Origin of the sequence: Pedobacter lusitanus, assembly GCF_040026395.1 — a bacterium.
GTDB classification, from domain to species: domain Bacteria; phylum Bacteroidota; class Bacteroidia; order Sphingobacteriales; family Sphingobacteriaceae; genus Pedobacter; species Pedobacter lusitanus.
This window is the reverse complement of the sequence record NZ_CP157278.1, coordinates 5,148,201-5,173,727: the sequence shown is the minus strand read 5'-3', so window position 1 is coordinate 5,173,727 and position 25,527 is coordinate 5,148,201. Positions and strand designations below refer to the sequence as shown.

General features: G+C 37.9%; 24 protein-coding genes. 7 read left to right on the top strand and 17 right to left on the bottom strand.

Going from position 1 to position 25,527, the window contains the following annotated elements; translation table 11 throughout:
- Window positions 1–34 precede the first annotated feature (34 nt).
- Window positions 35–238, bottom strand: coding sequence for a helix-turn-helix domain-containing protein (locus tag PL_RS22280; RefSeq protein ID WP_041881172.1), 204 nt, complete (start codon window positions 236–238; stop codon window positions 35–37).
- 493 nt (window positions 239–731) lie between these two features.
- Between PL_RS22280 and PL_RS22275 the strand changes: the two genes are divergently transcribed.
- Window positions 732–1,592 carry a sigma-70 family RNA polymerase sigma factor gene (locus PL_RS22275; protein WP_008242129.1) on the top strand — a complete coding sequence of 287 codons (861 nt, stop codon included), beginning with the start codon at window positions 732–734 and terminating at the stop codon, window positions 1,590–1,592.
- Window positions 1,593–1,709: 117 nt separating this feature from the next.
- A complete protein-coding gene (locus tag PL_RS22270; RefSeq protein ID WP_041881163.1) occupies window positions 1,710–3,158 on the top strand; it encodes a glyceraldehyde-3-phosphate dehydrogenase in 1,449 nt (482 codons plus the stop codon).
- Between the two features lie 99 nt (window positions 3,159–3,257).
- Here PL_RS22270 and PL_RS22265 read toward each other — a convergent pair whose 3' ends face one another.
- Window positions 3,258–4,241, bottom strand: coding sequence for a potassium channel beta subunit family protein (locus PL_RS22265; protein WP_041886276.1), 984 nt, complete (start codon window positions 4,239–4,241; stop codon window positions 3,258–3,260).
- A gap of 221 nt (window positions 4,242–4,462) precedes the next feature.
- On the opposite strand from PL_RS22265, the gene PL_RS22260 reads away from it, so the two are divergent.
- Window positions 4,463–5,404 carry a M28 family peptidase gene (locus PL_RS22260; RefSeq protein ID WP_041886273.1) on the top strand — a complete coding sequence of 314 codons (942 nt, stop codon included), beginning with the start codon at window positions 4,463–4,465 and terminating at the stop codon, window positions 5,402–5,404.
- Window positions 5,405–5,452: 48 nt separating this feature from the next.
- Here the strand turns inward: PL_RS22260 and PL_RS22255 are convergent, their stop codons facing one another.
- From PL_RS22255 to PL_RS22240, 4 genes are read right to left on the bottom strand one after another with little or no spacing between them, the layout of a single operon-like run.
- Window positions 5,453–7,084: a S41 family peptidase gene (locus tag PL_RS22255; protein WP_082036039.1), complete on the bottom strand. Its 1,632-nt coding sequence runs from the start codon at window positions 7,082–7,084 to the stop codon at window positions 5,453–5,455.
- A 47-nt stretch (window positions 7,085–7,131) separates the two neighbouring features.
- Window positions 7,132–7,719, bottom strand: coding sequence for a haloacid dehalogenase (locus PL_RS22250; RefSeq protein ID WP_041886271.1), 588 nt, complete (start codon window positions 7,717–7,719; stop codon window positions 7,132–7,134).
- Window positions 7,719–8,216, bottom strand: a complete 498-nt coding sequence (locus PL_RS22245) for a hypothetical protein (RefSeq protein WP_041886269.1) — start codon at window positions 8,214–8,216, stop codon at window positions 7,719–7,721. Before PL_RS22245 ends, PL_RS22250 begins: the two co-directional genes overlap by 1 nt.
- Window positions 8,217–8,219: 3 nt before the next feature.
- The gene (locus tag PL_RS22240) at window positions 8,220–8,870 is read right to left on the bottom strand and encodes an ABC transporter ATP-binding protein (protein ID WP_041886266.1); all 651 of its coding nucleotides are present in this window, start codon (window positions 8,868–8,870) and stop codon (window positions 8,220–8,222) included.
- A 229-nt stretch (window positions 8,871–9,099) separates the two neighbouring features.
- Between PL_RS22240 and sucC the strand changes: the two genes are divergently transcribed.
- Together sucC and asnS are read left to right on the top strand one after the other, a co-directional pair.
- Window positions 9,100–10,290 (top strand): ADP-forming succinate--CoA ligase subunit beta, encoded by a 1,191-nt coding sequence (gene sucC / locus PL_RS22235; protein WP_348620395.1) that lies wholly within the window; start codon window positions 9,100–9,102, stop codon window positions 10,288–10,290.
- Window positions 10,291–10,972: 682 nt separating this feature from the next.
- On the top strand, window positions 10,973–12,421 hold the full coding sequence (gene asnS / locus PL_RS22230) for an asparagine--tRNA ligase (RefSeq protein WP_041886264.1): 1,449 nt from the start codon (window positions 10,973–10,975) through the stop codon (window positions 12,419–12,421).
- Window positions 12,422–12,498: 77 nt separating this feature from the next.
- Here the strand turns inward: asnS and PL_RS22225 are convergent, their stop codons facing one another.
- Entirely contained in the window at window positions 12,499–13,488 is a 990-nt protein-coding gene (locus tag PL_RS22225; protein WP_052496580.1) for a hypothetical protein, read from the bottom strand.
- Between the two features lie 139 nt (window positions 13,489–13,627).
- Here PL_RS22225 and PL_RS22220 point away from each other — a divergent pair, with 139 nt between their 5' ends.
- Window positions 13,628–15,673 carry a M13 family metallopeptidase gene (locus PL_RS22220; protein WP_041886262.1) on the top strand — a complete coding sequence of 682 codons (2,046 nt, stop codon included), beginning with the start codon at window positions 13,628–13,630 and terminating at the stop codon, window positions 15,671–15,673.
- Window positions 15,674–15,748: 75 nt separating this feature from the next.
- Here the strand turns inward: PL_RS22220 and PL_RS22215 are convergent, their stop codons facing one another.
- From PL_RS22215 to PL_RS22205, 3 genes are all read right to left on the bottom strand, one after another.
- Window positions 15,749–16,651: an IS3 family transposase gene (locus PL_RS22215; protein ID WP_200890807.1), complete on the bottom strand. Its 903-nt coding sequence runs from the start codon at window positions 16,649–16,651 to the stop codon at window positions 15,749–15,751.
- Window positions 16,573–17,094, bottom strand: coding sequence for a helix-turn-helix domain-containing protein (locus PL_RS22210; protein ID WP_041886258.1), 522 nt, complete (start codon window positions 17,092–17,094; stop codon window positions 16,573–16,575). Before PL_RS22210 ends, PL_RS22215 begins: the two co-directional genes overlap by 79 nt.
- 102 nt (window positions 17,095–17,196) lie before the next feature.
- Window positions 17,197–18,855, bottom strand: a complete 1,659-nt coding sequence (locus tag PL_RS22205; RefSeq protein ID WP_041884439.1) for an FMN-binding glutamate synthase family protein — start codon at window positions 18,853–18,855, stop codon at window positions 17,197–17,199.
- A gap of 78 nt (window positions 18,856–18,933) precedes the next feature.
- Here PL_RS22205 and PL_RS22200 point away from each other — a divergent pair, with 78 nt between their 5' ends.
- On the top strand, window positions 18,934–19,554 hold the full coding sequence (locus tag PL_RS22200; protein WP_041884441.1) for an L-threonylcarbamoyladenylate synthase: 621 nt from the start codon (window positions 18,934–18,936) through the stop codon (window positions 19,552–19,554).
- A gap of 68 nt (window positions 19,555–19,622) precedes the next feature.
- Here the strand turns inward: PL_RS22200 and trpA are convergent, their stop codons facing one another.
- The 7 genes from trpA to recR all read right to left on the bottom strand — a co-directional run bounded on the left by trpA (window position 19,623) and on the right by recR (window position 25,473).
- Window positions 19,623–20,393, bottom strand: coding sequence for a tryptophan synthase subunit alpha (gene trpA, locus PL_RS22195; protein WP_348620392.1), 771 nt, complete (start codon window positions 20,391–20,393; stop codon window positions 19,623–19,625).
- Between the two features lie 36 nt (window positions 20,394–20,429).
- On the bottom strand, window positions 20,430–21,611 hold the full coding sequence (trpB, locus tag PL_RS22190) for a tryptophan synthase subunit beta (RefSeq protein ID WP_041884443.1): 1,182 nt from the start codon (window positions 21,609–21,611) through the stop codon (window positions 20,430–20,432).
- Between the two features lie 42 nt (window positions 21,612–21,653).
- Window positions 21,654–22,280, bottom strand: a complete 627-nt coding sequence (locus PL_RS22185) for a phosphoribosylanthranilate isomerase (RefSeq protein WP_041884445.1) — start codon at window positions 22,278–22,280, stop codon at window positions 21,654–21,656.
- Window positions 22,277–23,263: an anthranilate phosphoribosyltransferase gene (gene trpD / locus PL_RS22180; protein ID WP_041884446.1), complete on the bottom strand. Its 987-nt coding sequence runs from the start codon at window positions 23,261–23,263 to the stop codon at window positions 22,277–22,279. Before trpD ends, PL_RS22185 begins: the two co-directional genes overlap by 4 nt.
- 216 nt (window positions 23,264–23,479) lie before the next feature.
- Window positions 23,480–24,010, bottom strand: a complete 531-nt coding sequence (locus tag PL_RS22175) for an OmpA family protein (protein WP_041884455.1) — start codon at window positions 24,008–24,010, stop codon at window positions 23,480–23,482.
- Window positions 24,011–24,025: 15 nt separating this feature from the next.
- Window positions 24,026–24,850, bottom strand: coding sequence for an SDR family oxidoreductase (locus PL_RS22170; RefSeq protein ID WP_041884457.1), 825 nt, complete (start codon window positions 24,848–24,850; stop codon window positions 24,026–24,028).
- Between the two features lie 5 nt (window positions 24,851–24,855).
- Window positions 24,856–25,473: a recombination mediator RecR gene (gene recR / locus PL_RS22165; RefSeq protein WP_041884459.1), complete on the bottom strand. Its 618-nt coding sequence runs from the start codon at window positions 25,471–25,473 to the stop codon at window positions 24,856–24,858.
- Between the last annotated feature and the right edge of the window lie 54 nt (window positions 25,474–25,527).

Sequence of the window (25,527 nt, the reverse complement as noted above, 5' to 3'; positions counted from 1 at the left end):
ATGCACCGGATTGCCAGCATCGGCAACAAATGTTTTATGGGATATATTCCAGGATATCTCCCGGCTGACAATCCAGTGCCTTACAGATAGCTTCCAGGGTTTCCAGCCTGATAGCCTTAGCCTTTCCGGTTTTTAATATAGAAAGATTAGAAAGGGTGATATCAACCTTCAGGCTCAGTTCGGTCAGAGATACCTTACGTTTAGCGAGCATCACATCCAGATTAATAATTATAGGCATATGCAGATCTTTTATCAAAAATAAGAAAACCATAAATTCATATTCTGAATTCGTAAAGATAAAAATCGGTAAAATTGTCGGCTTTTACAGACATCTTTTTCCGAATTCAAAGAATTTTAGGAAAAAAATTTAAAATATGATCATGACAACATTAAATAATGATAGATGACAGGTGTTATTCAGAAAAGATATTTTCCATTAAATTATCATATAAATTCAATAAAATGATGTATTCCGGGCTTAAATAATTGATACTTCCAAAAGATGAATTATTAAAAAACAAGCATTTATGATTGAAATACGATAAATAATGTACATTTTTCAATATAAGACAAACAGACTGCCAAAAGTACTTTGGAATAATTATTGCTATTAAATTATCGTACAAATAACCAGTGTAAACTGTAACATTTTCAGGAATTTATGTTTTAAAATTGCCTTTTAATCCTTACTTTTGCACGTTCTAACACATAAAGAGCACCAAAGCACATAAATGAGACAACTCAAAATTACCCAATCCATAACCAATCGCGAGAGTCAATCTCTAGACAAATATCTTCATGAGATTGGTAAGGTAGACTTAATCACCGCAGAAGAAGAAGTAATACTGGCAAGAAAGATACGCGAAGGTGATCAGGCCGCTCTGGAGCGTCTGACAAAGACCAATTTACGTTTCGTAGTTTCTGTAGCTAAGCAATACCAGAATCAGGGATTAACTTTAGGTGATTTAATTAATGAGGGTAATCTTGGACTGATCAAAGCGGCTAAACGTTTTGATGAGACTAAAGGTTTCAAGTTTATCTCTTACGCTGTATGGTGGATCCGTCAGTCAATTTTACAGGCTATCGCTGAACAAAGTCGTATTGTACGTCTTCCATTAAACCAGGTCGGCTCACTGAGTAAAATCAGTAAAGCATTCTCTAAATTAGAGCAGGAATATGAACGTGAGCCTTCTCCTGAAGAGCTGGCTGATATTCTTGAAACAACCGTTGATAAGATTTCTGATACTTTGAGTAATTCAGGAAGACATGTTTCTATGGATGCTCCTTTCGTTCAGGGTGAAGAAAACACGCTACTGGATGTTTTGGAAAACCATGAGCCTAATACTGACAGCAGTTTAATCAACGAATCACTTTCTGAAGAGATCAAACGTTCTCTATCTACATTAACAGAGCGTGAACGTGAAATCATCGTTCTTTTCTTTGGCTTAAGTACTAATCACCCGCTTTCTCTGGAAGAAATCGGTGAGAAATTCAACTTAACCCGTGAACGTGTCCGTCAGATCAAAGACAAAGCATTGCAACGTCTGCGTCATACTTCACGTAGTAAAATATTAAAATCATACTTAGGTTAATCCTTTAAAGACTATTTGAATTTAAATAGCTTCTTTACTTAAATAATCGGACAGAAAAAGATTGGGTTTCCCCCAATCTTTTTTACTTTTGTGGCACTCTAACCAAATAACCCCGATATGTTTAATAAATACCAATCCGAATTTCAGAACTGGATTGAAAAAGAGAAAAAAGCAGTTGAATTACTAAATGTTGTTGGCCAGCTATGGTTTGACAGATCTATTGAACTTGTACTTTTCCGCAAACCATTATTCGATGTAGGTAGCAGCGAAATCCTTGCTCACCACCAGTACGCTAAAGAAATTTCAGGCAAAGACATTAACATCTATGAGACACTGGAACTGGCAAATGAAATTGCAAAATGTAATCTCGCCCCTTCACGTGTTGATATAGGAAGACTAGCAGCTGAGTGGCTGGATGAAAACAATGATTTTGCAACAATGCATGATTTTGTAATCAGCAAACTTAGCCGTCACATTGGTAAAGACAAAATCAGTCTGTTACCAAAAGACGTAGTTTTGTTTGGGTTTGGAAGAATTGGAAGACTGGCAGCGAGAGAATTAATTCTTCAGGCTGGTAAAGGTGAACAACTCAGACTCCGTGCTATTGTAACCAGAACCTACAGTGATGAAGAACTGATCAAACGTGCAGAATTATTACGCACAGATTCAGTTCATGGTACTTTTAATGGAATCATCATTGAAGATTTCATTAATAAAGCGTTAATCATTAATGGCCAGACCATCTATTTTATCGTTGCCAATAAACCCGAAGATGTAGATTATACAACTTATGGTATTGAAGACGCATTATTAATTGATAATACAGGTGTGTTCCGTGACCGTGAAGGCCTGAGTCGTCACCTTGTATCCAAAGGTATTGCCAAAGTATTACTGACAGCACCAGCCAAAGGTGATATTCCAAATATAGTTGCCGGAATCAATGATGCTGACTTCGACTTTAACAAAGAGACTATCGTGTCAAATGCATCCTGTACTACCAATGCCATTGTTCCGGTATTAAAAGTTATGGATGATGCCTTTGGTATAGAAAAAGGCCATATTGAGACTATTCACTCTTATACAAATGATCAGAATTTATTAGATAATTATCATAAAAAATATCGTCGTGGCAGATCTGCGGCTTTAAATATGGTTATTACTGAAACTGGAGCAGACAAAGCAGTAGCCAAAGTTATCCCACATCTGGGTGGAAAACTAACCGGGAATGCAGTACGTGTTCCTACACCTAACGTTTCACTGGCTATCCTGAATTTATCCTTAAATAAAGTTACTTCGAGAGATGAAGTAATTGATATCATCAAACAGGCGTCTCTTTTTGGAGATTTATCTGAACAAATAGAATTCTCAATCTCAAATGAGCTGGTAAGCTCTGATTTAATTGGAAACAGCCATGCTTCTATTATTGACGGCCCGGCTACAATTATAGCAAAAGATAATAAATCTGTAGTAATCTATACCTGGTATGACAACGAATACGGTTACACCAGACAGGTTATTCGTCTGGCTAAGAAACTGGCCGGCGTGGTACGTCTTACTTACTATTAAGATTAGTGCCTAAGGCATCCTAAAACAGGTTGACATAAATTTAACTATAAAAAAAGCGGGAAAATTTTCCCGCTTTTTTTATTTCAAGCAATCTTGTCATTAAAAATGAGGTAATGTAGGTCTGGTCCACATAATTCTATCAATGTTTGCCATTACTTCATCCGTCAGTAAAGGCAATACCTCCAAAGTAGTCAGATTTTCTTTCAACTGTTCAGTTTTTGAAGCACCTAATATTACTGAACTTACATTTGGATTTTTCAAACACCAGCCCAATGATAGTTTGGCCATAGGAATAGCTAACTCGTCAGCATAAGATTGTAATTTCTCCACCTTAGCCAGCTTCACTTCTGTTAGTGCAGATTCCTTTAACCACTCCAATCCTTTCATATCCAGACGGGTGTCCTTAGCTTTACCCGATGTATATTTACCCGAAAGTATTCCCGAAGCCAAAGGCGACCAGATGGTAGTACCCATACCGTACTCTTTGAACAACATCAAATATTCATTTTCAAGTTTATTTCTCTCTATAAGATTATACTGAGGCTGCTCCATTGTCGGGCCTATCAGGTTATACTGACGGGCAACCCGGATAGCCTCCATAATTTCTGATGCACTCCATTCCGAAGTTCCCCAGTATAAAATCTTGCCTTGCTGCAATAAAGTATTCATTGCCCACACCGTTTCCTCAATAGGAGTTTGTTTATCAGGACGGTGACAAAAATATAAATCCAGGTAATCAACCTGTAATCTCTTTAATGCTCCGTGACAGGCTTCAATAACATGTTTTCTCGATAATCCTATACGGTTAGGACCTTTGTTTTCCGTGCCAAAAAAGACTTTACTGGAAACCACATAAGATTCACGCTCCCACCCATGTGCCTTAATAATTTTTCCCATTACTTCTTCTGATTTTCCTGCAGCATAACCTTCGGCATTATCAAAAAAGTTTACACCGGCATCATAAGCAATTCCCATCAGTTCATCAGCTACTTTATCACTGATCTGCTGACCAAATGTCAGCCAGCTACCTAAAGAAAGTGCACTCAATTGTAACCCGGATTTTCCTAATCGTCTGTATTCCATTTGTTTAAGTTTTATATATTAAATTGTTTTATAATTTATACTTTCAACCTTATAATCATTACGTCCTACTAGCAAGATTATCTCTGTAATTAATAAGCTAAATGTATTAAATAACTACTTTACCCTTGCCATAAGTTTTTCCGATAGCGCATTGATGTGTCACTATTTTGTAATATATTAGGATATTCAACACAATGACCTATTAACAAAAACCTGGCGCTATGAAATTATATTTGCTATTACCCCTGGCATTTACTCTGGGTTGCAATGCAGTAAAAACATCCAATCAACCCTCTCACGCTGACCAATTAATTAATGATGTAAAGATTCTTTCTTCAGATGCTTACGAAGGCAGGAAAACCGGAACAAAAGGTGCCGAATTAGCAAGAACATATATAGCTAAGCGATTCAAGGAAATTGGCCTCAGATCTTATTCATGCTTTAATGGTTATCAGCAATCATTCAATTTTTCAGGTATAGATGATCCAAAAATCACTGGAAAGAACATGATTGGTTATATCAAAGGTACAACCAGTAAGGTTATCGTAATTTCTGCGCATTATGATCACTTAGGTGTGATTAACGGAAAGATTTATAATGGTGCCGATGACAATGCTTCTGGCGTTGCAGGACTCTTAAAAATAGCTACACACTATGCAAGAAACAAACCTATGTACACGCTGATCTTTGCAGCCTTTGATGCAGAGGAATTTGGCAGAAAGGGTTCTGAGTATTTTGTAAACCATCCACCGGTAGATCTTAAAAAGATCAAGCTCAATTTAAACCTTGATATGATCAGTCATAACGATAAAGGAGAATTATATGCTGCAGGAACCTATAAATACCCCCAGCTTAAGAATTACATTGCTACAACTAATCCCGATTTAAAGATTCTTTTTGGACATGATAACTCAAAACTGGCAGCAGATGACTGGACAGAGCAAAGTGATCAGGCAGCATTTAATGCAAAAAACATCCCATTTATCTATTTTGGAGTAGAAGATCATAAAGATTATCACAAAGCCTCAGACAAATTTGAGAACCTTAACCAGACATTTTTCATCAATGCTGCCAATGGCATTCTGGAAATCACAGATAATTTCGATAAAGAACGTACTGTAGAGAAAATATTAAGAGACAGGCTCCAGTCTAAAAGAAGATAAAACAAAAAAACACGCTTTGCAGCGTGTTTTTTTTTGTTTTATCTTAACTTATTTCTTCGGCAAATGCCTTCTTTCAATCATTCCTACAAATTCACTGTTAGGATTAACTGGTTTAATCTGCTGACTTCTGAAACTTTCTGTATTAGCTCTTCTACTGCCCGTACTGGCTACACCCTGTGTAGTAGTACCCGAAGGCGCAAGTACATTCAACGCCTTAGACATATAGTTTTCCCGTTCATCTCCAAAAACATATTCAGGATCATCATATTCATCCAATACATCAGGCTTGATCCCGGTATAGTATCCACCTTCATTTCTTGCATTTTTAGTCTCAAAGTTTGGCATAAATACCTGATACCTGTTTTCCAGTGTAACCGGGAAAAACCCTACAGGTTTCCCATAAGTAGTATCTCCTACCAATTTCACATTCATATAAGGTTTAAGACAGTTAATTACAATCTCGCTTGCTGATGCTGTATTTCTGGATACAATAAAGACTACATTGTTTACTCCGCCCAGACTTCCTTTTTTACTGAACTTAGTTGTATTGGCGGCCGGCGTATAATTATCATCAGCAGCAGTCAGCATTCTTCCATTCTGATATAATATTTTCCCGTCAATACCTATCAAAGGCTGATTGGAAAGAATAGATGCTTTACCCGCCTGCATTGTTGCATTATAAATTTCAGTAAACATAACCTGTCCGTTAGTACCAGATGGAGCAATCAGGTTAGTCAGATAGGCTGCAGTATTGACATATCCCCCACCATTATATCTTAAATCGATAATCAAATCAGTCACTCCCTGACTGCTAAAATCCGCAAAAACCGGATCCAGATACATATCATTCGATCCATCCTTACTGGATAAAGAAGAAAATCTTGCAAAAGCCAGATATCCTATTTTCTTTCCTCCTCTGGCGATAACTTTTGCTGCATAAACAGGACTGCTCTTATAAGAAGCACGGTTTAGTGTCATACTGAATGGAACCCTGTCAATAGCATTAAAACCTTCTATTGTCACAGACGATGCAGAAAATGAATTAAATACTGACTTCGATTCCTTGGTATAGCTGGCACCCACAGCACTCCCATTAACCTTCGTGATTAACCAGCCACGTTTAACACCAGCAGCAGCAGCCGGCGAACCCGGATAAACTGCAGTAACAAATAGTTCATACTTATCAGAATTACTGAAAGTATAAAAAACAGGTCTGATACCTACATCATAACCATTATTATCTACGTCTACATCTGCAGACTTTATTGAAGCTGTAGTACTTGGATTGGCCTGAGTAAGATCATCTATCCTTGAATATTTAGGATATCCAAATCCATTGTACTCGTAGGATTTGCCTGTCGCCGGATTTATCTTCAGCTGACTGATCGCAAACAGCTCATCATCATAATTGTCTATTGGCTGTGATTTACCAGAAAACTGTCTCGGATTGAAAGCACTATAATCAGGAAGTGCATCATTCCAGTAATAAATCTGCTGTGCGTATAAATAGAGTGAATCCAGTGTTAGTTGTGTCCTTGTGCCGGCTGGGGTATCTCCACTTCTGCCATTTGTATTATTTGTCACTTCCGGCTTAGGGCTTTTCTTACATGAACTGGAAATCACGACAAAAAGAAACAACGCACACACCGTCAAACGATTGTTTAGTAAATTAGTCCTCATAAATAGGTAATATAAATTATGCAGTTAAGGTAGAGAAAGAATGTGAATCAAAGTTGGTCCACAGATAAAAATTCAATTTTATCTACGTTGTCATACAGACTTTTACCTATGACTAAAACTTCTTTCTTTTTTAGATCATGTTTCATAACAAGCATATCCAGTGTCTGTTCAAAGGTTCCGGTTTCGGCACTAAAATAGACCGTAAGAAATTGTTCCAGCCCATTCCATTCCATTTGTCTTATCTTGTTTAACTGTTGAACAGGATCTCCGTCTACCAATAAAAAGATAGGCTTCCCTGCGGCACGGATCTCTTTAAGAAAATCCAGTACTGGAGCAAAAAGCAATAATTTCAAGGGTAATTTTGCATTTTGCTGTAACAAATCAAAATTGATTATATATTTCTGGGGTAACTCAAATTTCGCAGCTGTTTTAGCAAAAATATCTTCAGCACCGTCTTTCAGATAAGTCTCATTCATAAAAAGAATGATCTCCCCGGCATCCAGCTGTTCACCATACTCAATAAATTGGGCAAAGAGATAATACACCTGCAACTGATAATCTTTTACAGGATATAAAACATCATCCAGGCCAAAAACAAAAGCCTGTTTAGTATTAATATGGTCTTGGTATTTCATCAGGCAATAGTAAATAAGGATTGCTTTTGTTTGTTTACAGTTTCATACATATAAAAGACACCATTCAGCGCTTTTTCTTTACCCAGAACAGAGAGATTATCGGCTGGTATAGCTGCGTAAAGCAACTCACCTCTATCAAATACAGCCCAGTTTTGCTTATCTACGACCTCTTCAGGAGCATAAAGCGGGAAATGATGTAAATCAGGCAATAAAACATGAATATTAAATTCCTGGAATAATATGGATGATCTCATTACAGCCTCCAGTTCGAACTGGTATAGTGGTAACAGACGATCAACTTCGAGGTCCAGACAAGTGTTAAGCAGATTATGGGCAATAGTGTCATCATTTCTTTCACCAAGACTTACAAACTGATACTGATCTGATGCAAAAGAAGGTATTTCACCATAATCTCCCAATAGCACCTGGTCTGTGGTAAACGCTTTTAATATTTTTAATGCCTGGGCAGATTTGCCTCCGGTAATGAGTGTTTTCAAATTTTATACAATTAAACCATCTTTCATGGTGACTACCCGGTCGCTGATTTCGGCCAGGTCTTTATTATGCGTTACAATTACAAATGTCTGCTTAAAGTTATCACGCAGTGTAATAAAAAACCGGTGCAACGACTCCGCATTTGCTGAATCCAGATTTCCGGAAGGTTCATCAGCCAGGATAATAGCAGGATTATTAATTAATGCCCTTGCAACAGCAATCCGCTGCTGCTCTCCTCCCGATAATTCTGTTGGTTTATGTGAAGCACGATCTTTCAGCCCAAGTAACTCTAGGAGCTCTATAGCACGGCTTTCAGCTTCCTTCTTGCTTTTTTTAGCAATAAAAGCAGGAATACAGATATTTTCCAGTGCAGTGAATTCTGGCAGCAAATGATGGAACTGAAAAATAAAACCAATATTTTGATTTCTGAAAACACTAAGCGGCTCACCCGAAAGCTGAGCCAATTGAGTACCATTCAGTTCAACAATACCCTCATCCGGTTTATCAAGTGTGCCTAAAATATGCAACAGTGTACTCTTACCTGCACCCGAAGCCCCGATGATACTGACAATTTCTCCTTTGGCAACCTCAAAATCTACTCCTTTCAGAATCGGCAGACTTCCATAAGCTTTTCTTATACCTGTGGCTTTTAGCATGCGACAAACTTACAAAATTTGAGATTAATTTCTGTTAACGTGTAAGCAGCGGGTTTTCATATTGACGAAAAACCAGGTGTTCCGTCCTGCAGAAAATATGATGTTGGCAATATTTGTCCTGTTTCACTCAAAAATAAGCTATAAACAAGGTTAATTTATAAATTTAAACTGACTCTAAGTTTTTAAAACCAATATGAAATTGTAGATTTGGATCAAATTTTTTCAGCAAATGAATATACACGAATATCAAGGTAAAGAAATACTTAAAAGTTTTGGTGTTGCCGTACAAGAAGGCATAGTTGCCGAAACTGTTGAGCAGGCTGTAGAAGCTGCTAAAAAAATGAAAGCAGACTACAACTCTGACTGGGTAGTAATTAAAGCACAAGTACATGCTGGTGGAAGAGGTAAAGGTGGTGGTGTTAAGTTGGCTAAAAACCTTGACGAGGTTAAACAAAGAGCTACCGATATTTTAGGTATGCAATTGATCACACCTCAAACTAGTGCAGAAGGTAAGACAGTACACAAAATTCTTGTTGCTCAGGACGTTTACTATCCTGGAGCTTCTGAAACAAAAGAATTCTATGTGAGTGTTTTATTAAACCGTGCTAATGGAAGAAACATCATCATGTATTCTACCGAAGGTGGTATGGATATCGAAGAAGTTGCAGAACACACTCCTCACTTAATTTTCAAAGAAGAGATCGATCCTAAAGTTGGTCTTCAGGGATTTCAGGCACGTAAAATTGCTTTCAACCTTGGATTAAGCGGTGCCGCTTTTAAAGAAATGGTAAAATTTGTTACTGCGCTTTACAAAGCTTATGACAACACTGATTCTTCAATGTTTGAAATCAACCCGGTTTTAAAAACATCAGACGATAAAATTATTGCTGTTGATGCGAAGGTAGATTTAGACGAGAATGCTTTATTCCGTCATCCTGATTATGCAGCAATGCGTGATAAACTGGAAGAAGATCCTACTGACGTTGAAGCAAGCGAATCAAACTTAAACTATGTAAAATTAGACGGAAACGTTGGTTGTATGGTTAACGGTGCTGGTTTAGCAATGGCAACTATGGATATTATCAAAATTGCAGGTGGTGAGCCGGCTAACTTCCTTGATGTAGGTGGAACAGCTAATGCACAAACTGTAAAAGCTGGTTTTAACATCATCTTGAAAGATCCAAATGTTAAAGCTATCTTAATTAACATCTTTGGTGGTATTGTTCGTTGTGACCGTGTTGCCCAGGGTGTTATTGACGCTTATAAAGAAATCGGAGATATTCCTGTTCCAATTATCTGTCGTTTACAAGGTACAAACGCCGTTGAAGCAAAAAAACTAATTGATGAGTCTGGCCTGAAAGTATTCTCAGCAATTGCTTTAAAAGATGCTGCTGCTTTAGTTACTAAAGTTTTAGCTTAATCTTTACAGAAAAAAGAGATTCTTAACGTCTTCTTAGTTTTACAAGCTAAATAAAAAAAGACAATAATTATATATAAAAAAGCCGGTTGTGTAAAAACAACCGGCTTTTTTTGTCCTTCAGGTTTGAAGAAATAAGGATAAAATTATATAAACAGCATTTTAAGAAGACTTTGAGCGGACCTATAAGAACAACATCCTTATCAGCTTTACATTGGTCAAAAAAAAACCTCCGGCAATTAAGCCAAAGGTTTTTAACCAAATATAATTTAAACGAGCAATACAAATATAGTATATTTTTTGATTAAAAATCATTTATCATATATTTTATTTGAAATATTTCAAATAAAAACAATTAAACAACAATAAATACATTAAAAAAAAACAATAATAAGCATAATAATAACACAAATATAAAATAAACAACAAAATAACAACATATAAACAATACAAAAACAAGTAAATAAATTAAAATAAGGATAGAACAAAACAAAAACACACAAAATACCGATAAATAATCCATTAAAATAAAAAAACGCACATAAAACACAAAAAAACACCATATTTACATATAATATCACATTTCTCTAATTCCCTCCCATGCGCTAAAAATCTTAAATCTCCGGCTTCAACCCTGTTATTTCTAAATTGAATTCATTATTTTTGAACGCTCCACAAAAAAATCATGATTAAAAGAGAAAAAATAAAAAGCCTGTTAGAAACTACTGATTTTAACAGAGAAGTGACCGTAATGGGTTGGGTAAGAACGTTCCGTAACAACCAGTTTATTGCCATCAATGATGGTTCCTGCATGGGAAATATTCAGATAGTTGTTGATTTTGAAAATACAGCGGAGGAATTATTAAAAAGAATCACTACCGGAGCAGCTATTGCTGTTACTGGTCAATTGGTAGAATCTTTGGGTAAAGGTCAGCGTGTTGACGTAAAAGCAACCTCAATAGAAATTCTTGGAGATAGTGATGCAGAAAAATTCCCTTTGCAGCCAAAAAAACACAGTCTTGAATTTCTTAGAGAAATTGCACACCTGCGTTTCCGTACCAATACTTTTAATGCTGTTTTCAAAGTGCGTCATGCACTGGCATTCGCTATACATCAATTTTATAACGAAAGAGGTTTTGTTTACATGCATACCCCTGTAATTACAGCTTCTGATGCTGAAGGTGCAGGCGAAATGTTTAAAGTAACCACACTTGATTTTGACAATACACCAAGAACTGAGGATGGAAATGTAGATTTTTCAGAAGATTTCTTTGGCCGTGCGACCAATCTTACTGTTTCCGGCCAGCTGGAAGGTGAACTGGCAGCCATGGCTTTCGGTCAGATTTATACATTCGGCCCGACTTTCAGAGCTGAAAATTCAAATACTACACGTCACCTTGCGGAATTCTGGATGGTTGAACCAGAGATTGCTTTCGCTGATCTGGAAGATAATATGCAGCTTGCAGAAGATATGATGAAATACATCATTACTTACGCATTGGAGAACTGTAAAGAAGAAATCGAGTTCTTAAATAACCGGTTGTTAGAAGACGAAAAAACCAAGCCGCAGCAAGAGCGTAGTGAATTGTCTCTGATTGAAAAACTAAACTTCTGTATAGGCAATGATTTTGTGCGTTTAACTTATACTGAGGCTATTGCTATTTTACGTTCTTCAAAACCTAATCAGAAAAAACAGTTCAAATATCTGATCAACGAATGGGGTGCTGACCTGCAGTCTGAGCATGAGCGTTTCCTTGTAGAAAAACACTTTAAAAAACCAGTTATCCTTACAGATTATCCGGCTGACATTAAAGCTTTCTATATGCGTCAGAATGAACCGGATGCTGAAGGTAGAAAAACCGTTGCTGCAATGGATGTTTTATTTCCTGGAATCGGTGAAATGATTGGTGGTGCACAAAGAGAAGAAAGAATGGACAAATTAACCCAGCGTATGGACGAAATGAACATCCCACAGGAAGAACTATGGTGGTATTTAGACACCAGAAGATTCGGTTCTGCTCCTCACGCCGGTTTCGGTTTAGGCTTTGAACGATTAGTTCTGTTTGTTACCGGTATGACTAATATCAGAGATGTAATCGCTTTCCCACGTTTCCCTAAAAATGCCGAGTTTTAATCAAATCATATAAAAAAAGCTTCACAATTGTGAAGCTTTTTTTTGCATTACATAACCAACAGCTATTAAACAACTGCTTATTTTTTTGTTAGTAACAGATCAATCTGCTTCCCCTGCTTATCAATCATCTTTTGCTGTTCGATCAGATGTAAGGTCAGCTCCTCAATTTTTTTCAGCAGCAGCTTATTCATCTTACCCAGCTCAATACCTTCCTGCTCCGCTTCTCCTGCCGCAGGCACTTCCGGCAGATGCTTATTCAGCCTGATATAATTTTCCAGCTCAGTCAATGTTTTCAGCTTATAGCTGTCTTCAAACACATAATCGGGCCAGTTCTGTATTTCAACCTGAATCTCCTGCGCACGTATTTTACCATTAACAGAAAGTTTTTCCCCTGGACTGGAAGTTCCCATACCAATATTCCCAAGACCATCAATGATTATATCATCTCCATAATACCACTGATCGCCGGTACCATATTTATTAAACATCCTGCGGGTACCGAGAATCATTTTTCCCGTAGCATCGCCATTATTTCCATTAGCAGCTACAGTAAGGATCCTGCCCTGCCCCCATGCATTGTTTCCATCAGTTCCAGCTGGTAAGGCAAATTCCAGAGAAGCTCCCTTATCTGTCAAACGCCCGCCAGTATTAGCCTGAATAATTAAATTACCTCCTGTTAGCGCACGATTATCCGCACTGATAGAACTTCCCGGCCCCGTAATATTTAAATTGCCCAAAGTTACCTTTCCATCACTTTCAGTAACTACTCTGAGCCAGGACTGAGCGGCATTATTGTTTGTTTTTCTAAACCATAAATTCTGATCAAAAAAACTACCCGCAAACTGCATAGCATAATTATTAGCACTATTAGAATGTCTGACATCCAGTAAATGCCACCATTCCCTTGCCCCCGAAGGAAAATTTACAGGATTAAAAGTCTCAAAAAAACCATTGGTAGCTCCCTCATTCCCATATGCCCCCGCATTATCCCGGGTTTGTGTTTGCTGTGCATTTATTGCGGTACAGAAAAATATCAAAAAAACTGATAAAACAGAACGTTTATTCATATTAATTTATTTGACCATAAAGATAGTGTTATCCTCTAGCCAGAGAAAAAACACCTTATCCAAAAAGACCTTTTTTTTTTACATCGCAATATTTAATTATGGCTACCTATTTTCTTAGTTTTAAACACAAATTTTAAATATGAAAGCGAAATTAAGTCTATCACTAGCAGGACTGGCACTCCTTGCTGCTTGTCAGAACAAGGACAAAGGTCATACTGCCGGCAAAGAGGTCAGAACAGAATTCTTTGATAAATCCGGAATGGACACTACGGTTACTCCAGGAGATAATTTCTTCCTATACGCCAATGGGAAGTGGATGAAAAACACACAGATTCCAAAAACAGAAACAGGCTGGGGCTCTTTTTACACCTTGTATAACGACAATATAAAAGAGCTGAATCAAATCCTTACCGACGCGGCTAAAGGAGATCACAGTAAAGGAAGCCTAGAACAAAAGGTCGGCGACTTCTATACCAGCGGAATGGATACTGTTACAATTGAAAAATTAGGTTATACCCCAATAAAGCCGCTTATAGCAAAAATCGACGCAATCAAAGACTATAAAGAACTGATTAGTTTTATAGCAGATGGTTACAAAGACGGAAACGGGGATCTACTTGATTTTCATGTAGGTGCTGATGATAAAATCAGCAGTAAAAATGCAGTTAATTTTGGCCAGTCGGGTATTACTTTACCCGAACGCAGTTATTACTTTAATACAGACGCCGAAACAAAAAAAATCAGAACAGGATTCCTGAACTACATTACACAGCTTTTTGTTTTAACCGGTGCTAAAAAAGAAGATGCAGCAAAGTCAGCAGATAATATCCTTAAACTGGAAACAAGTATTGCCAAATCGCACTCTACTCCTGTCGAACTGCGTGATCCACAGAAAAACTACAATAAATACTATCTGGCGGACTTTCAGAAAATGACTCCTGATATTGACTGGAAATCTGTAATGAGCAAATTAGAGCTTAAAACAGACACAATCATCGTTGGACAGCCTAAGTACTACCAAACTTTGAATAACCTGCTTAAAACAGAGCCAATTGCCATCTGGAAAGAAAAACTAAAGTTCGATGCAATAAATAATGCAACAAGTGCACTAAGCAAAGATTTCCGGACTGCCAGATTTGATTTCTTCGGTAAGACCATGCAAGGATTAAAAGAACCTAAAGAGAGATGGAAAACTATAGTAAGCAGCACTGATGATCATATCGGGGAGCTGCTTGGGCAATTATATGTAAAAGAACATTTCACTCCTGAAGCTAAGAAAAGAATGCTTGAACTGGTTGAAAATCTTCAAAAGGTATATAAATCAAGAATAGAAAAACTGGACTGGATGACCCCGGCTACCAAACAAAAAGCTTTAGAGAAATTAAATGCTTTTATTAAAAAGATCGGATATCCTGATAAATGGAAAAAATACGATGATGTAGTCATTTCCAAAGACACGTATTTTGCCAATCTTGAGTCTGCAGAAAAACATACCTATAAAGAAATGGTAGAAAAGCTGGGAAAACCTGTAGATAAAACTGAATGGGGAATGACTCCGCCAACTGTAAATGCTTATTACAATCCGTCTATTAATGAGATTGTTTTCCCGGCTGGAATCCTTCAGTTCCCTTTCTTCGATTTTGGGGCTGATGATGCTATCAACTATGGTGCTATCGGTGCTGTTATTGGTCATGAAATGACCCATGGTTTTGATGATCAGGGTAAGCAATACGACAAAGACGGCAACCTTAAAGACTGGTGGACAGCTGCAGATGCTACTCAATTCAAGAATAAAGCAAAAAAAGTAGTAGACTTATACAATGGCTTTACATTACTGGACAATCAGCATGTAAATGGTGAACTGACCTTAGGCGAAAACCTGGCAGATATTGGTGGTCTGGCTATTGCTTATCAGGCATTCAAATTAACTCCCGATGGAAAAAGTGACAAAAAAATCGACGGTTTTACTCCTGATCAACGTTTCTTTTTAAGCTTTGCACAAGTTTGGCGTATTAAAAGCAGAGATGAATCTATGCGTGTACGTTTAAAAACTGATCCACACTCTCCTGAGATGTTCAGAGTTAACGGTGCTGTGTATAGTATGGAAGCTTTTTACAAAGCATTTAATGTACCAGCGACCGCAAAAATGTATGTTGCTCCTGCTAATCGCGTAGGTGTTTGGTAGTAAAAACAACAGGATAAAGAAAAGGGGATGTATCTGTAAAGTGGTGTGACCCCAAAAAGTTGGACAGATTCAAAATTAAGTTTTTTGTACGAGAGCTCGGTATTCCACCGGGCTCTTTCCATTTAACCTGTTTTTTATTCTTTTATTGTTGTAGTAATGAATGTATTCTTTTAAAGAAGTGATAAATTCTTCTGTAGTTTCAAAGCTCTCTCTGTACAGCAATTCTGTCTTCATAATACCAAAAAAGCTTTCGGCCAAGGCGTTATCTAAGCAATTTCCTTTTCTGGACATGCTTTGAATAATTCCATTTTTTTCCAGAGCCTTTCTATATCCGTAATGTTGATATTGCCAGCCTTGGTCAGAATGAAAAATAAGTCCCTTTGTATCTTTCACTTTATCAAAAGCCTCGTATAACATTTCTTCTATCATCTGCATATTTGGACTTTTTGAAATACTATAGGAAATGATTTCCCCATTGAACATGTCAATTATAGGAGACAGGTAAATCTTCTCCCCTTTAATGTTCATCTGGGTGACATCCGTAGCCCATTTCTGATTAGGCAAACTTGCTTCAAAATCCCTTTCAAGTTCATTAGGGGCAATTTTGCCAACCTCGCCTTTGTATGATCGATAACTTGCTTTCCTGATAGTGCATTTTAAGCCTAATGTTCCCATCAATTTTTGCACAGTCTTATGATTTATGTTATAACCCCGGTTCTTCATTTCGGCGGTGACTCGCCGATAACCATATCTGCCTTTATGCAGGTGGTATATACTTGCGATCTCTTCTTTTTCATGCTTGTACTTATCATCAGCATTCAGCCGCTTATGATGATAATAAAATACCGAACGAGCCATCTGTTTACAATCCAATAGAATTGCAATATCATGTTCCGGCCTTAGTTCTTCGATGGCTTTTGCCCACTCATACGTTCGCGGGCTTCTCTTTCCTGTACTAAGGCCTTGACTTTTTTTAATAGCGCGTTCTCTGCTCGCAAGCGGGCATTCTCCGCCTGGAGCTTCTCTAGTTCTGTTTCAGGTCCAAGTTTCTTTGATTTTCCCATGCCTTTAGGTGGTCGTCCACGGGGCTTTTGTTTGTATAGTACTGCGTAGCCTTCACCTCGTACTAATCTTACCCAGCTCTCTAAGGCACTTCTACTTACTTTACGTTCCAGAACAACCTGTCTTAAAGGTACACCTTTTTCTATAATGAGCCTTACAACTTCTTCTTTGAAACCAGAAGTAGACTTGATATTGGCTTGCTTGCGTAGCCCACTTTCTCCATGGAGGTTATATTTCCGAACCCATTCCAATATCATGTCATCATCAATACGCCGTTCTCGGGATATCCAAAGAATCGGTGTCCCTTTTATCACTTGAGAAACTATATCGAGCTTCTCCTCAAATGTGTGTTTTGCCATAAATGATAAACCCCAAAAGTTTTTGTCCAACTTTTGGGGTTCACTTCAAAGACACATCCCCTTTTTCATTTAGATTATTAATCTTATCTGTCAGACAGCCTCTTAGTTATTTGATGGCTGCGTATCTGTAAATGAATTCGCATGTGCATAATCAATTGCAGTCACCCTGTAATCTGTAGGTGCGAAACTCGATGAGGTACTTAAAGCCATTCCCAATTCAAACCTTAACGGATAAGGAGTATTCAGTAAACTTCCTTCCGGAATATACGGAAAAGTCTCCATGTAAGACTGCATCACGTTAGGTGCAATTCTTCTGTTAATATAAGCTCTGCTTAATTGATAAGGATGACGCAAACCTGCCGCACCTAAAAGCTCAACCGCACTGGCTACTGTCAAACGATGATAATTGAATACACGTACTTTTTTATCTTCTACAACCAAACCTTTCATCAGACTCGGATCTTGTGTAGCCACACCAGTAGGACAGGTATTACTGTTACATTCCAATGCCTGAATACAGCCTAAAGCAAACATCATCGCTCTTGCAGAGTTACATAAATCAGCACCCAGTGCAATGTTTTTAACCAGATCAAAACCTGAAGAAACTTTACCTGAAGCAATGATTTTAATATGTTTCTTTAAATCGAAACCTGAAAGCACATCATATACAAAGGCAACACCCTCTCTCAGTGGCATACCAACTGCATTAGAGAATTCCTGCGGTGCTGCTCCAGTACCACCTTCACCACCATCAACGGTAATAAAATCTACATAGATGCCTGTTTCTACCATTGCCTTGCAAATAGCGAAGAACTCACTTTTACGGCCGATACATAATTTAAATCCTATAGGTTTTCCGCCCGATAACTCTCTTAATCTTTTTACAAAATGAAGCATTTCCACAGGTGTGGAGAATGCAGAGTGTGCAGGAGGAGAAATCACGTCAAATCCTTCTTTCACCAATCTGATTCTTGCAATTTCAGGAGTTACCTTTTTTGCCGGTAAAATACCACCATGTCCGGGTTTAGCCCCCTGAGAAAGTTTAATTTCAATCATTTTAACCTGTTCAGTTTTTGAACGTACGCCAAAAGCATCAAAATTAAATGTACCATCATCATTACGGCAGCCAAAATAACCAGTACCTATCTGCCAGATTAAGTCTCCTTTTGGAGCAGCATGGTAATCACTGATTCCACCTTCGCCTGTATTATGTGCAAAATTGCCCATGAAAGCACCGCCATTTAAAGCAAGAATAGCATTCTGACTTAGTGAACCAAAACTCATTGCCGAGATATTTAATATACTGGCAGAATAAGGCTGTGCACAATCAGGTCCACCAACCAATACTCTTGGATCTTCATTTAATTCATGATGGCTGATCGCAGCAATACTGTGACTTAACCACTCATATCCGTTATCATAAACGTCAAGCTGCGTACCAAAAGGAATAGTATCATTATCTTTTTTTGCACGCTGATAAATCAGGGAACGGTTCAATCTGCTGAAAGGTTTTCCGTTGGTATCACTCTCTACAAAATACTGATATACTTTAGGACGCAAATCTTCTGCAAGATATCTTAAGCGCCCTAAAACGGGGTAGTTTCTAACAATGCTATGTTTTGGTTGGTAAAGGTCATAAATACCCAATAAAACGATGGGACCAATAAAAATAAAGGCCCAGTAAAATGGGGGCCATGCCATGCTAATCATCAAAGTTGCCGTGACTAAAAATGCGGCAATCGCAATAAATGCTTTTCTCATACTCTTGGTTATTAAAAATCAAGGGCAATAGTACGAACATTTATCAACGACTCAACAAAATTATCTGTAAATTTACATATGCTAGTCAAAATATACCCTGAAAATCCAAATCCAAAGGCGATTGAACAAGTGGTAGAAGTCCTTAAAAAGGGCGGAATTATCATATATCCCACTGATACTGTGTATGGATTAGGATGCGATATCACCAATCAGAAGGCGATTGAGCGAATTTGTCAGATAAGAGGCATAAAACCTGAGAAAGCAAATTTTTCATTTATCTGCTCTGACCTGAGACATATCTCTGATTTTGTAAAACCGATAGACACTACCGTTTTCCGGCTGTTAAAGAAAGCTCTTCCCGGTCCTTTTACATTTATATTCAATGCAAATAACAATGTTCCGAAATTACTGAGTTCAAACAAAAAAACTGTTGGAATCAGGGTACCGGATAACAGCATTGCAAGAGAAATAGTAGAAATATTAGGGAATCCGATTTTATCTACTTCAATTAAAGATGATGATGAACTGGTTGAATATTCTACAGATCCTGAACTGATCCATGAAAAATATGAAGATCTGGTAGATCTGGTAATTGATGGTGGTTATGGAGATAATGAAGCTTCGACAGTAGTAGACTGCACCGGAGGCGACTTTGAAATTATCCGTCAGGGAAAAGGAATACTGGAAAACTACTTGTAGTTAACCAGTATCCTACTATAAAGTAATCCTATAATACAAAGAGGATTACAGGTTATGATATCCAGGTATTATGACCTGAATCCTGCCATAAATGTTTCGATATTTTCTTCAAGGTTACCTGCTGCAATAGATTTTACGAATGCAGTACCGATAATTCCTCCATTTGCATATTTGCATGCTTTATCAAAAGTTTCTTTACTGCTGATCCCGAATCCAATCATCGTTGGATTGTTTAAATCCATCGCAGCAATTCTGGTAAAATATGCTTCTGTGGTATCAGATACCTGTAAATTCTGTCCTGTGGTAGCAGAAGAAGATAACAAATAGATGAATCCATTACTCAACGAGTCAATTTTATGGATACGCTCTACAGAAGTTTGTGGCGTAACTAAAAATATATTGCTCAATCCATATTTCAGGAATGTCTCTTTATAAAATTCTTCATATTCTACCATTGGCAGGTCAGGTACGATACAACCGTCCACACCAACCTCGGCACAGGCTTTACAAAACCGCTCTACACCGTATTGCAATACCGGATTCACATATCCCATCAGCAGAACCGGGATAGTAACCGTTTTACGCAGTTCTTTCAACTGTTCAAACAACAGGTTTAAATCCATTCCCTGGTCTAATGATAATTTACTGCTAGCCTGTATAACAGGGCCATCTGCTACCGGATCTGAATAAGGGAAACCTATTTCCAGCATATCTGCTCCTGCTTTTTCCAGTGCAGCTGCGATAGTAACCGTATCACCCAATCCAGGATAACCAGCAGTATAATATATAGATAGTATATTGTTTTTTTTCTCTTTGAATATTTTATTTATCCTGTTCATTTGATCTGTATGCTATAATATGTAAGATAGGGCTATTTATAAACCAAAATGCTTCATGTAGGTATCCATATCTTTATCTCCCCTTCCGGATAAACAAACGACTACGTTTTCTCCACCTGTAAATTTCATTTTTTCCAGATATGCCAGTGCATGTGCACTTTCAATTGCAGGAATAATTCCTTCCATCTGTGTACAAAGTAATCCCGCGTCCAGAGCCTCATCATCTGTGATCGAAACATATTTTGCTCTCGAGGTTTTGAAAAGATGGGCATGCTGAGGGCCAATTCCCGGATAATCCAGACCTGCAGAGACAGAATGCGGTTCTACGACCTGTCCATCTTCAGTTTGCATCAGGATACTTCTGCTGCCGTGCAATACACCTTCTTTACCTAAAAAAGTAGTCGCTGCCGAGAATCCGGTATCCACTCCTTTTCCTCCTGCTTCTACAGCAATCAGTTTTACATTTTCATCATTGATAAAATGATAAAACATTCCCATTGCATTACTACCACCGCCTACACAAGCCAATACATAATCTGGCTGATCGCTCCCTGTCTGTTCTGTTAACTGTTTTTTTGTTTCTTCAGAGATAACTGACTGAAAAACAGAAACCATATCAGGATACGGGTGCGGGCCAACCACTGATCCTATAATATAATGAGTATCAACAGGATTATTAATCCAGTCACGCATAGCCTCATTAGTTGCATCCTTTAAAGTTTTACTACCTGAAACCGCCGAAACGACTTTTGCACCAAGCATTTTCATACGGGCTACATTAGGAGCCTGACGCTGGATATCGATTTCCCCCATATAAACCACACATTCCAAACCACGTAATGCACATACAGTTGCTGTAGCTACGCCATGTTGTCCTGCACCAGTTTCAGCTATAATTCTCTTCTTACCTAATTTTTCAGCAAGTAAAATCTGCCCAATGGTATTATTTATTTTATGCGCCCCGGTATGGTTCAGGTCTTCTCTTTTAAGAAAGATATTCGCATTATACTTTTTTGATAACCGTTGAGCCAGATAAAGTGGCGAAGGCCTGCCTACATAGTCCTTCAACAAATGGTGGAATTCTTTTTGAAAATCAGCATCCCCAATGATTTTAAGATAATTTTGTCTGAGTTCCTCGACATTCGGATATAACATCTCAGGAATATAAGCTCCTCCAAAATCTCCGTAATAACCTTTTTCATTTACAAAATAATTCATAGTCTTATCTTTTTAACAGGTTGCACCGGCAACCCTGGAATTTTAAATTTTAATCAGCATTTGTTTACAGACAGTCAGCAGGGCGATATCTTTCAGACCTGGTGAAACTTCAAACCGGCTATTGACATCTATTGCATATAAACGTTCATCTTTAATCTGTTCAAGACCAGCAAGCTGCTCTATTCCTATTCCCCCGCTCAAAAAATAGGATTTCCTGTTTTTATAGCTCCCCAGGAGTTGCCAGCTAAATGTTTTACCTGAGCCACCATGATCCGGAGTCTGTGTATCAAAAAGGAAATAATCTACCTGTGCCTCATAATCATCCAGCTTACTGAAATCAAAATCTGCATCTATACCAAAAGCCTTGATCACTTCTGTTGTTCCCTTCAGTGCCTGACAATAAGATGCACTCTCCTGTCCATGTAACTGAACTGCCTTCAGGTCATATTTCATAATTGCATTTTTTACTATTTCCAGTTCTTCATTCACAAATACGCCAGTAGTTTTTATAGTTGCAGGAATATTTTTGATGAGCTGCGGATCAAGGTCACCGATAAACCTTTTAGAAGCCGGATAAAAAATAAAGCCTATATAATCTGGCTGCAGGGCAACCACTTCAGCTATATTACCCCGTTCACGCATTCCGCAGATTTTCAGTTTAATACTCATCCTATCAGGTTTTGAAAACTTTGAAGCGCCATACCACCAACCAGTGAAGATTCTGCTTCATAATAACAATCTGCAAAAGACTGTTCCGGTTTAATAGTCTGTATAGCAATAGCCGCGTTACATAGTACGACATTGTTTTGCGGATCGGTTCCTGTACCCTGTAATACATTGACAAAGATATCCGCCGATGATTTTATGGTATCACCACCCGTAATTTCATTAACATCAATCTGTTCAAAACCCAGATCACTAACTTTAACCAGTGCCTCTCCGTTTTTACTGAATGTTTTAAAATCACAGGTCAGTGAAACTTCGTCAAAACCATCTACAGCATGAATGATCGTATAGTTTTTATCTGTTTCCTGATAAAGATAAGCATACAGACGTGCTAGTTCAAGACTGAATACGCCTACAATCTGATTTTTAGGTTGCGCCGGATTTACCATTGGCCCAAGCATATTAAAAAAGGTCTTAACACCTAAATCTTTACGGATTGGAGCTACAATTTTCATGGCTGGATTAAACAGCGGTGCATGTATAAAACAGATTCCTGAGCGGTCAAGGCTTCTTTTTAATTCGTCCTGATCAGCTGTAAAAGTATATCCCAGGTGTTCCATTACATTGGACGAACCGCAGCCAGAAGAAACACCGTAATTACCATGTTTTGCTACTTTATATCCTGCTCCGGCAACCACAAAAGAAGCCAGGGTAGAAATATTAAAAGTATCTTTTCCATCGCCTCCTGTACCACACAGATCTACCAGTTCATAGCCTGACAGATCTATTTTTACACAAAGGTCAAGCATCGCATCACGGAATCCCTGCAATTCTGCGACTGTGATATTACGCATCCCAAAGGCCGTAATAAATGCAGCAATCTGCGAAGTATTAAATTCTCCTGAGGCAATTGCTGTAAGAATCTTCCGGGCTTCTTCCCTGCTGAAAGATTTGTTTTCGAATAAGTGATTGAGTATTTTCTTCATAGGTTATAAAACAAAAAAGGGCTGCTTAAAAAGCAACCCTCATTATATTGTATATAAAATAAAACGTACAAAAATAGGGTTACACTACGCAATTGCGTTGTGCCACCACCAAATGTTAAGTCCGTTTGTTTGTATCATTGTCTGACAAATATGGAATTGTTTTTGGAAAAGAACAACTATTTATTAATATATTTTTTTTGTCAGGATCAGTTTTATTTAATTACCGCTTATTTTGATTTCAACTCTGCGGTTCAGCTCTTTACCTTCTTCAGTTGTATTGGGCTTAAGTGGCTCTGTGGCTCCAAAACCTTTAATAGATAAATTACTTCCGCTGATACCTGCATTCATTAAATAAGACTTCACTGAATTTGCTCTGTCTACAGATAATGACATATTATGCTCAGGTGTACCTTCTGCTGAAGAGTGTCCGTTCAATATAAATTTAACTGATGGATCTTTCTTCATCTCTGCAGCTACTTTATCCAGTATCTGAAACGATGCAGTTTTTAATACACCAGAATTAAACTCAAACTGAACATTACTGAAATTAAAATCTGGTTTTTCAGGTGCAGGTGTAGTTTCTGTTTTTTCTTCAACAGGAGCTTTCTCTATTGGCTTTTCTAATGGTTTCTCCGCTACTACAGGCGGATTAGGTTTGGCAACAATTTTCTTTGTTTTACAAGCGCCAAGAGAAAGGGCAAAAACCCCGATACCGGCTAATAATAAATGTGTTTTTTGAGATTTCATTTGTTTGTGTTGTGTTTATTTGTGGTTTTCAATTAATGCATTTTTTTCTTTTGTAAAATGATTAAATACCAGTTTATCGGCCAGTGCCGGAAACAGTTTATTAATCCATACCGTTAATTTCCCCTGCCCTGTCATGACCAGCGTGCGCTTACGCGCAGCAACTCCATTCACTATATGCTCAGCCACTTCTTCCGAAGACATCATTTTCCCCTCTTCCATACTGGTTTCACCATGAGATTTACCATCTTTTGCCAAAGCCGCAACCCGGATATTGGAAGTTGTAAAACCAGGACAAGCCACCATTACGTGTACCCCGGTATGCAATATTTCAGTTCTCAGTGCTTCCATAAACCCATTCATTGCAAATTTAGAAGCAGAATAACCAGTTCTGCCCGGCAATCCGCGATAACCTGCAATAGAAGAAACGCCAATTATACTTCCTTTAGTCTTCAAAATTTCAGGCAATGCATATTTGGTACAATATACTGTACCCCAGAAATTAACATCCATCAGGCTTTTCAGTACTGTTAAATCGAGTTCATTAAATAATGCACGCATAGATAGTCCTGCATTATTAACCAGGATATCAATTTTACTAAAAGTCAGCAAAGCGCGTTTAATCAGCTCTTCACAATCAGCTTCTTTGCTGACATCAGCCTGTATGGCCAAAGCTTTAATTCCATATTTTTTTTCCAGATCAGCAGTAACCTCACATAAAGTAACAAACTGTCTGGCTGCCAGCACCAGGTTTGCTCCTCGTTTGGCAAACTCCTCTGCACATGATTTGCCTATACCCGATGAAGCACCGGTAATAACAACAACTTTATTCTTAAAATCCATTCTGATTATTTGGTTAGTGAATTAACATATGGTACCCGGGTTACAATAGAGCGGCCTAAAGTAATTTCATCTGCATACTCCAGTTCACCACCAAAAGCAATTCCACGGGCAATAGTAGTAATGGGTATCTGAAAATCTTTAAGTCTTTTATAAAGATAAAATAATGTGGTATCTCCCTCCATGGTTGCGCTTAAAGCCAGAATAATTTCTTTAACCGGTGTAGTTGCAACGCGTTGAACCAGCGTATCAATATACAGATCAGATGGCCCGATACCATCCATAGGAGAAATTAAGCCACCTAACACATGATATACACCAAAATATTGGGAAGTATTTTCTACGGCCATTACATCACGGGTATCCTCAACCACACAAATAATTTCTTTCTCCCGTTTGGCGGAAGAACAGATACCGCAAACAGGTAAATCTGATATATTATGACAAATACTGCAATGTTTTATTTCTCTTCTCAACCTGATTATGGAATTACCGAAAGTATCTACTTCCTCTTGTTCCTTGTTCAGTAAATGCAGTACCAGCCGCAATGCGGTCTTTTGTCCTACACCAGGTAATTTAGAAAATTCGTTAACAGCATCTTCAAGAAGCTTGGAAGAAAAGTTCATCTTACAAATTTATATTATCTTCTGTTATTCTGAGCCTGTTTAAAATTTATTGGA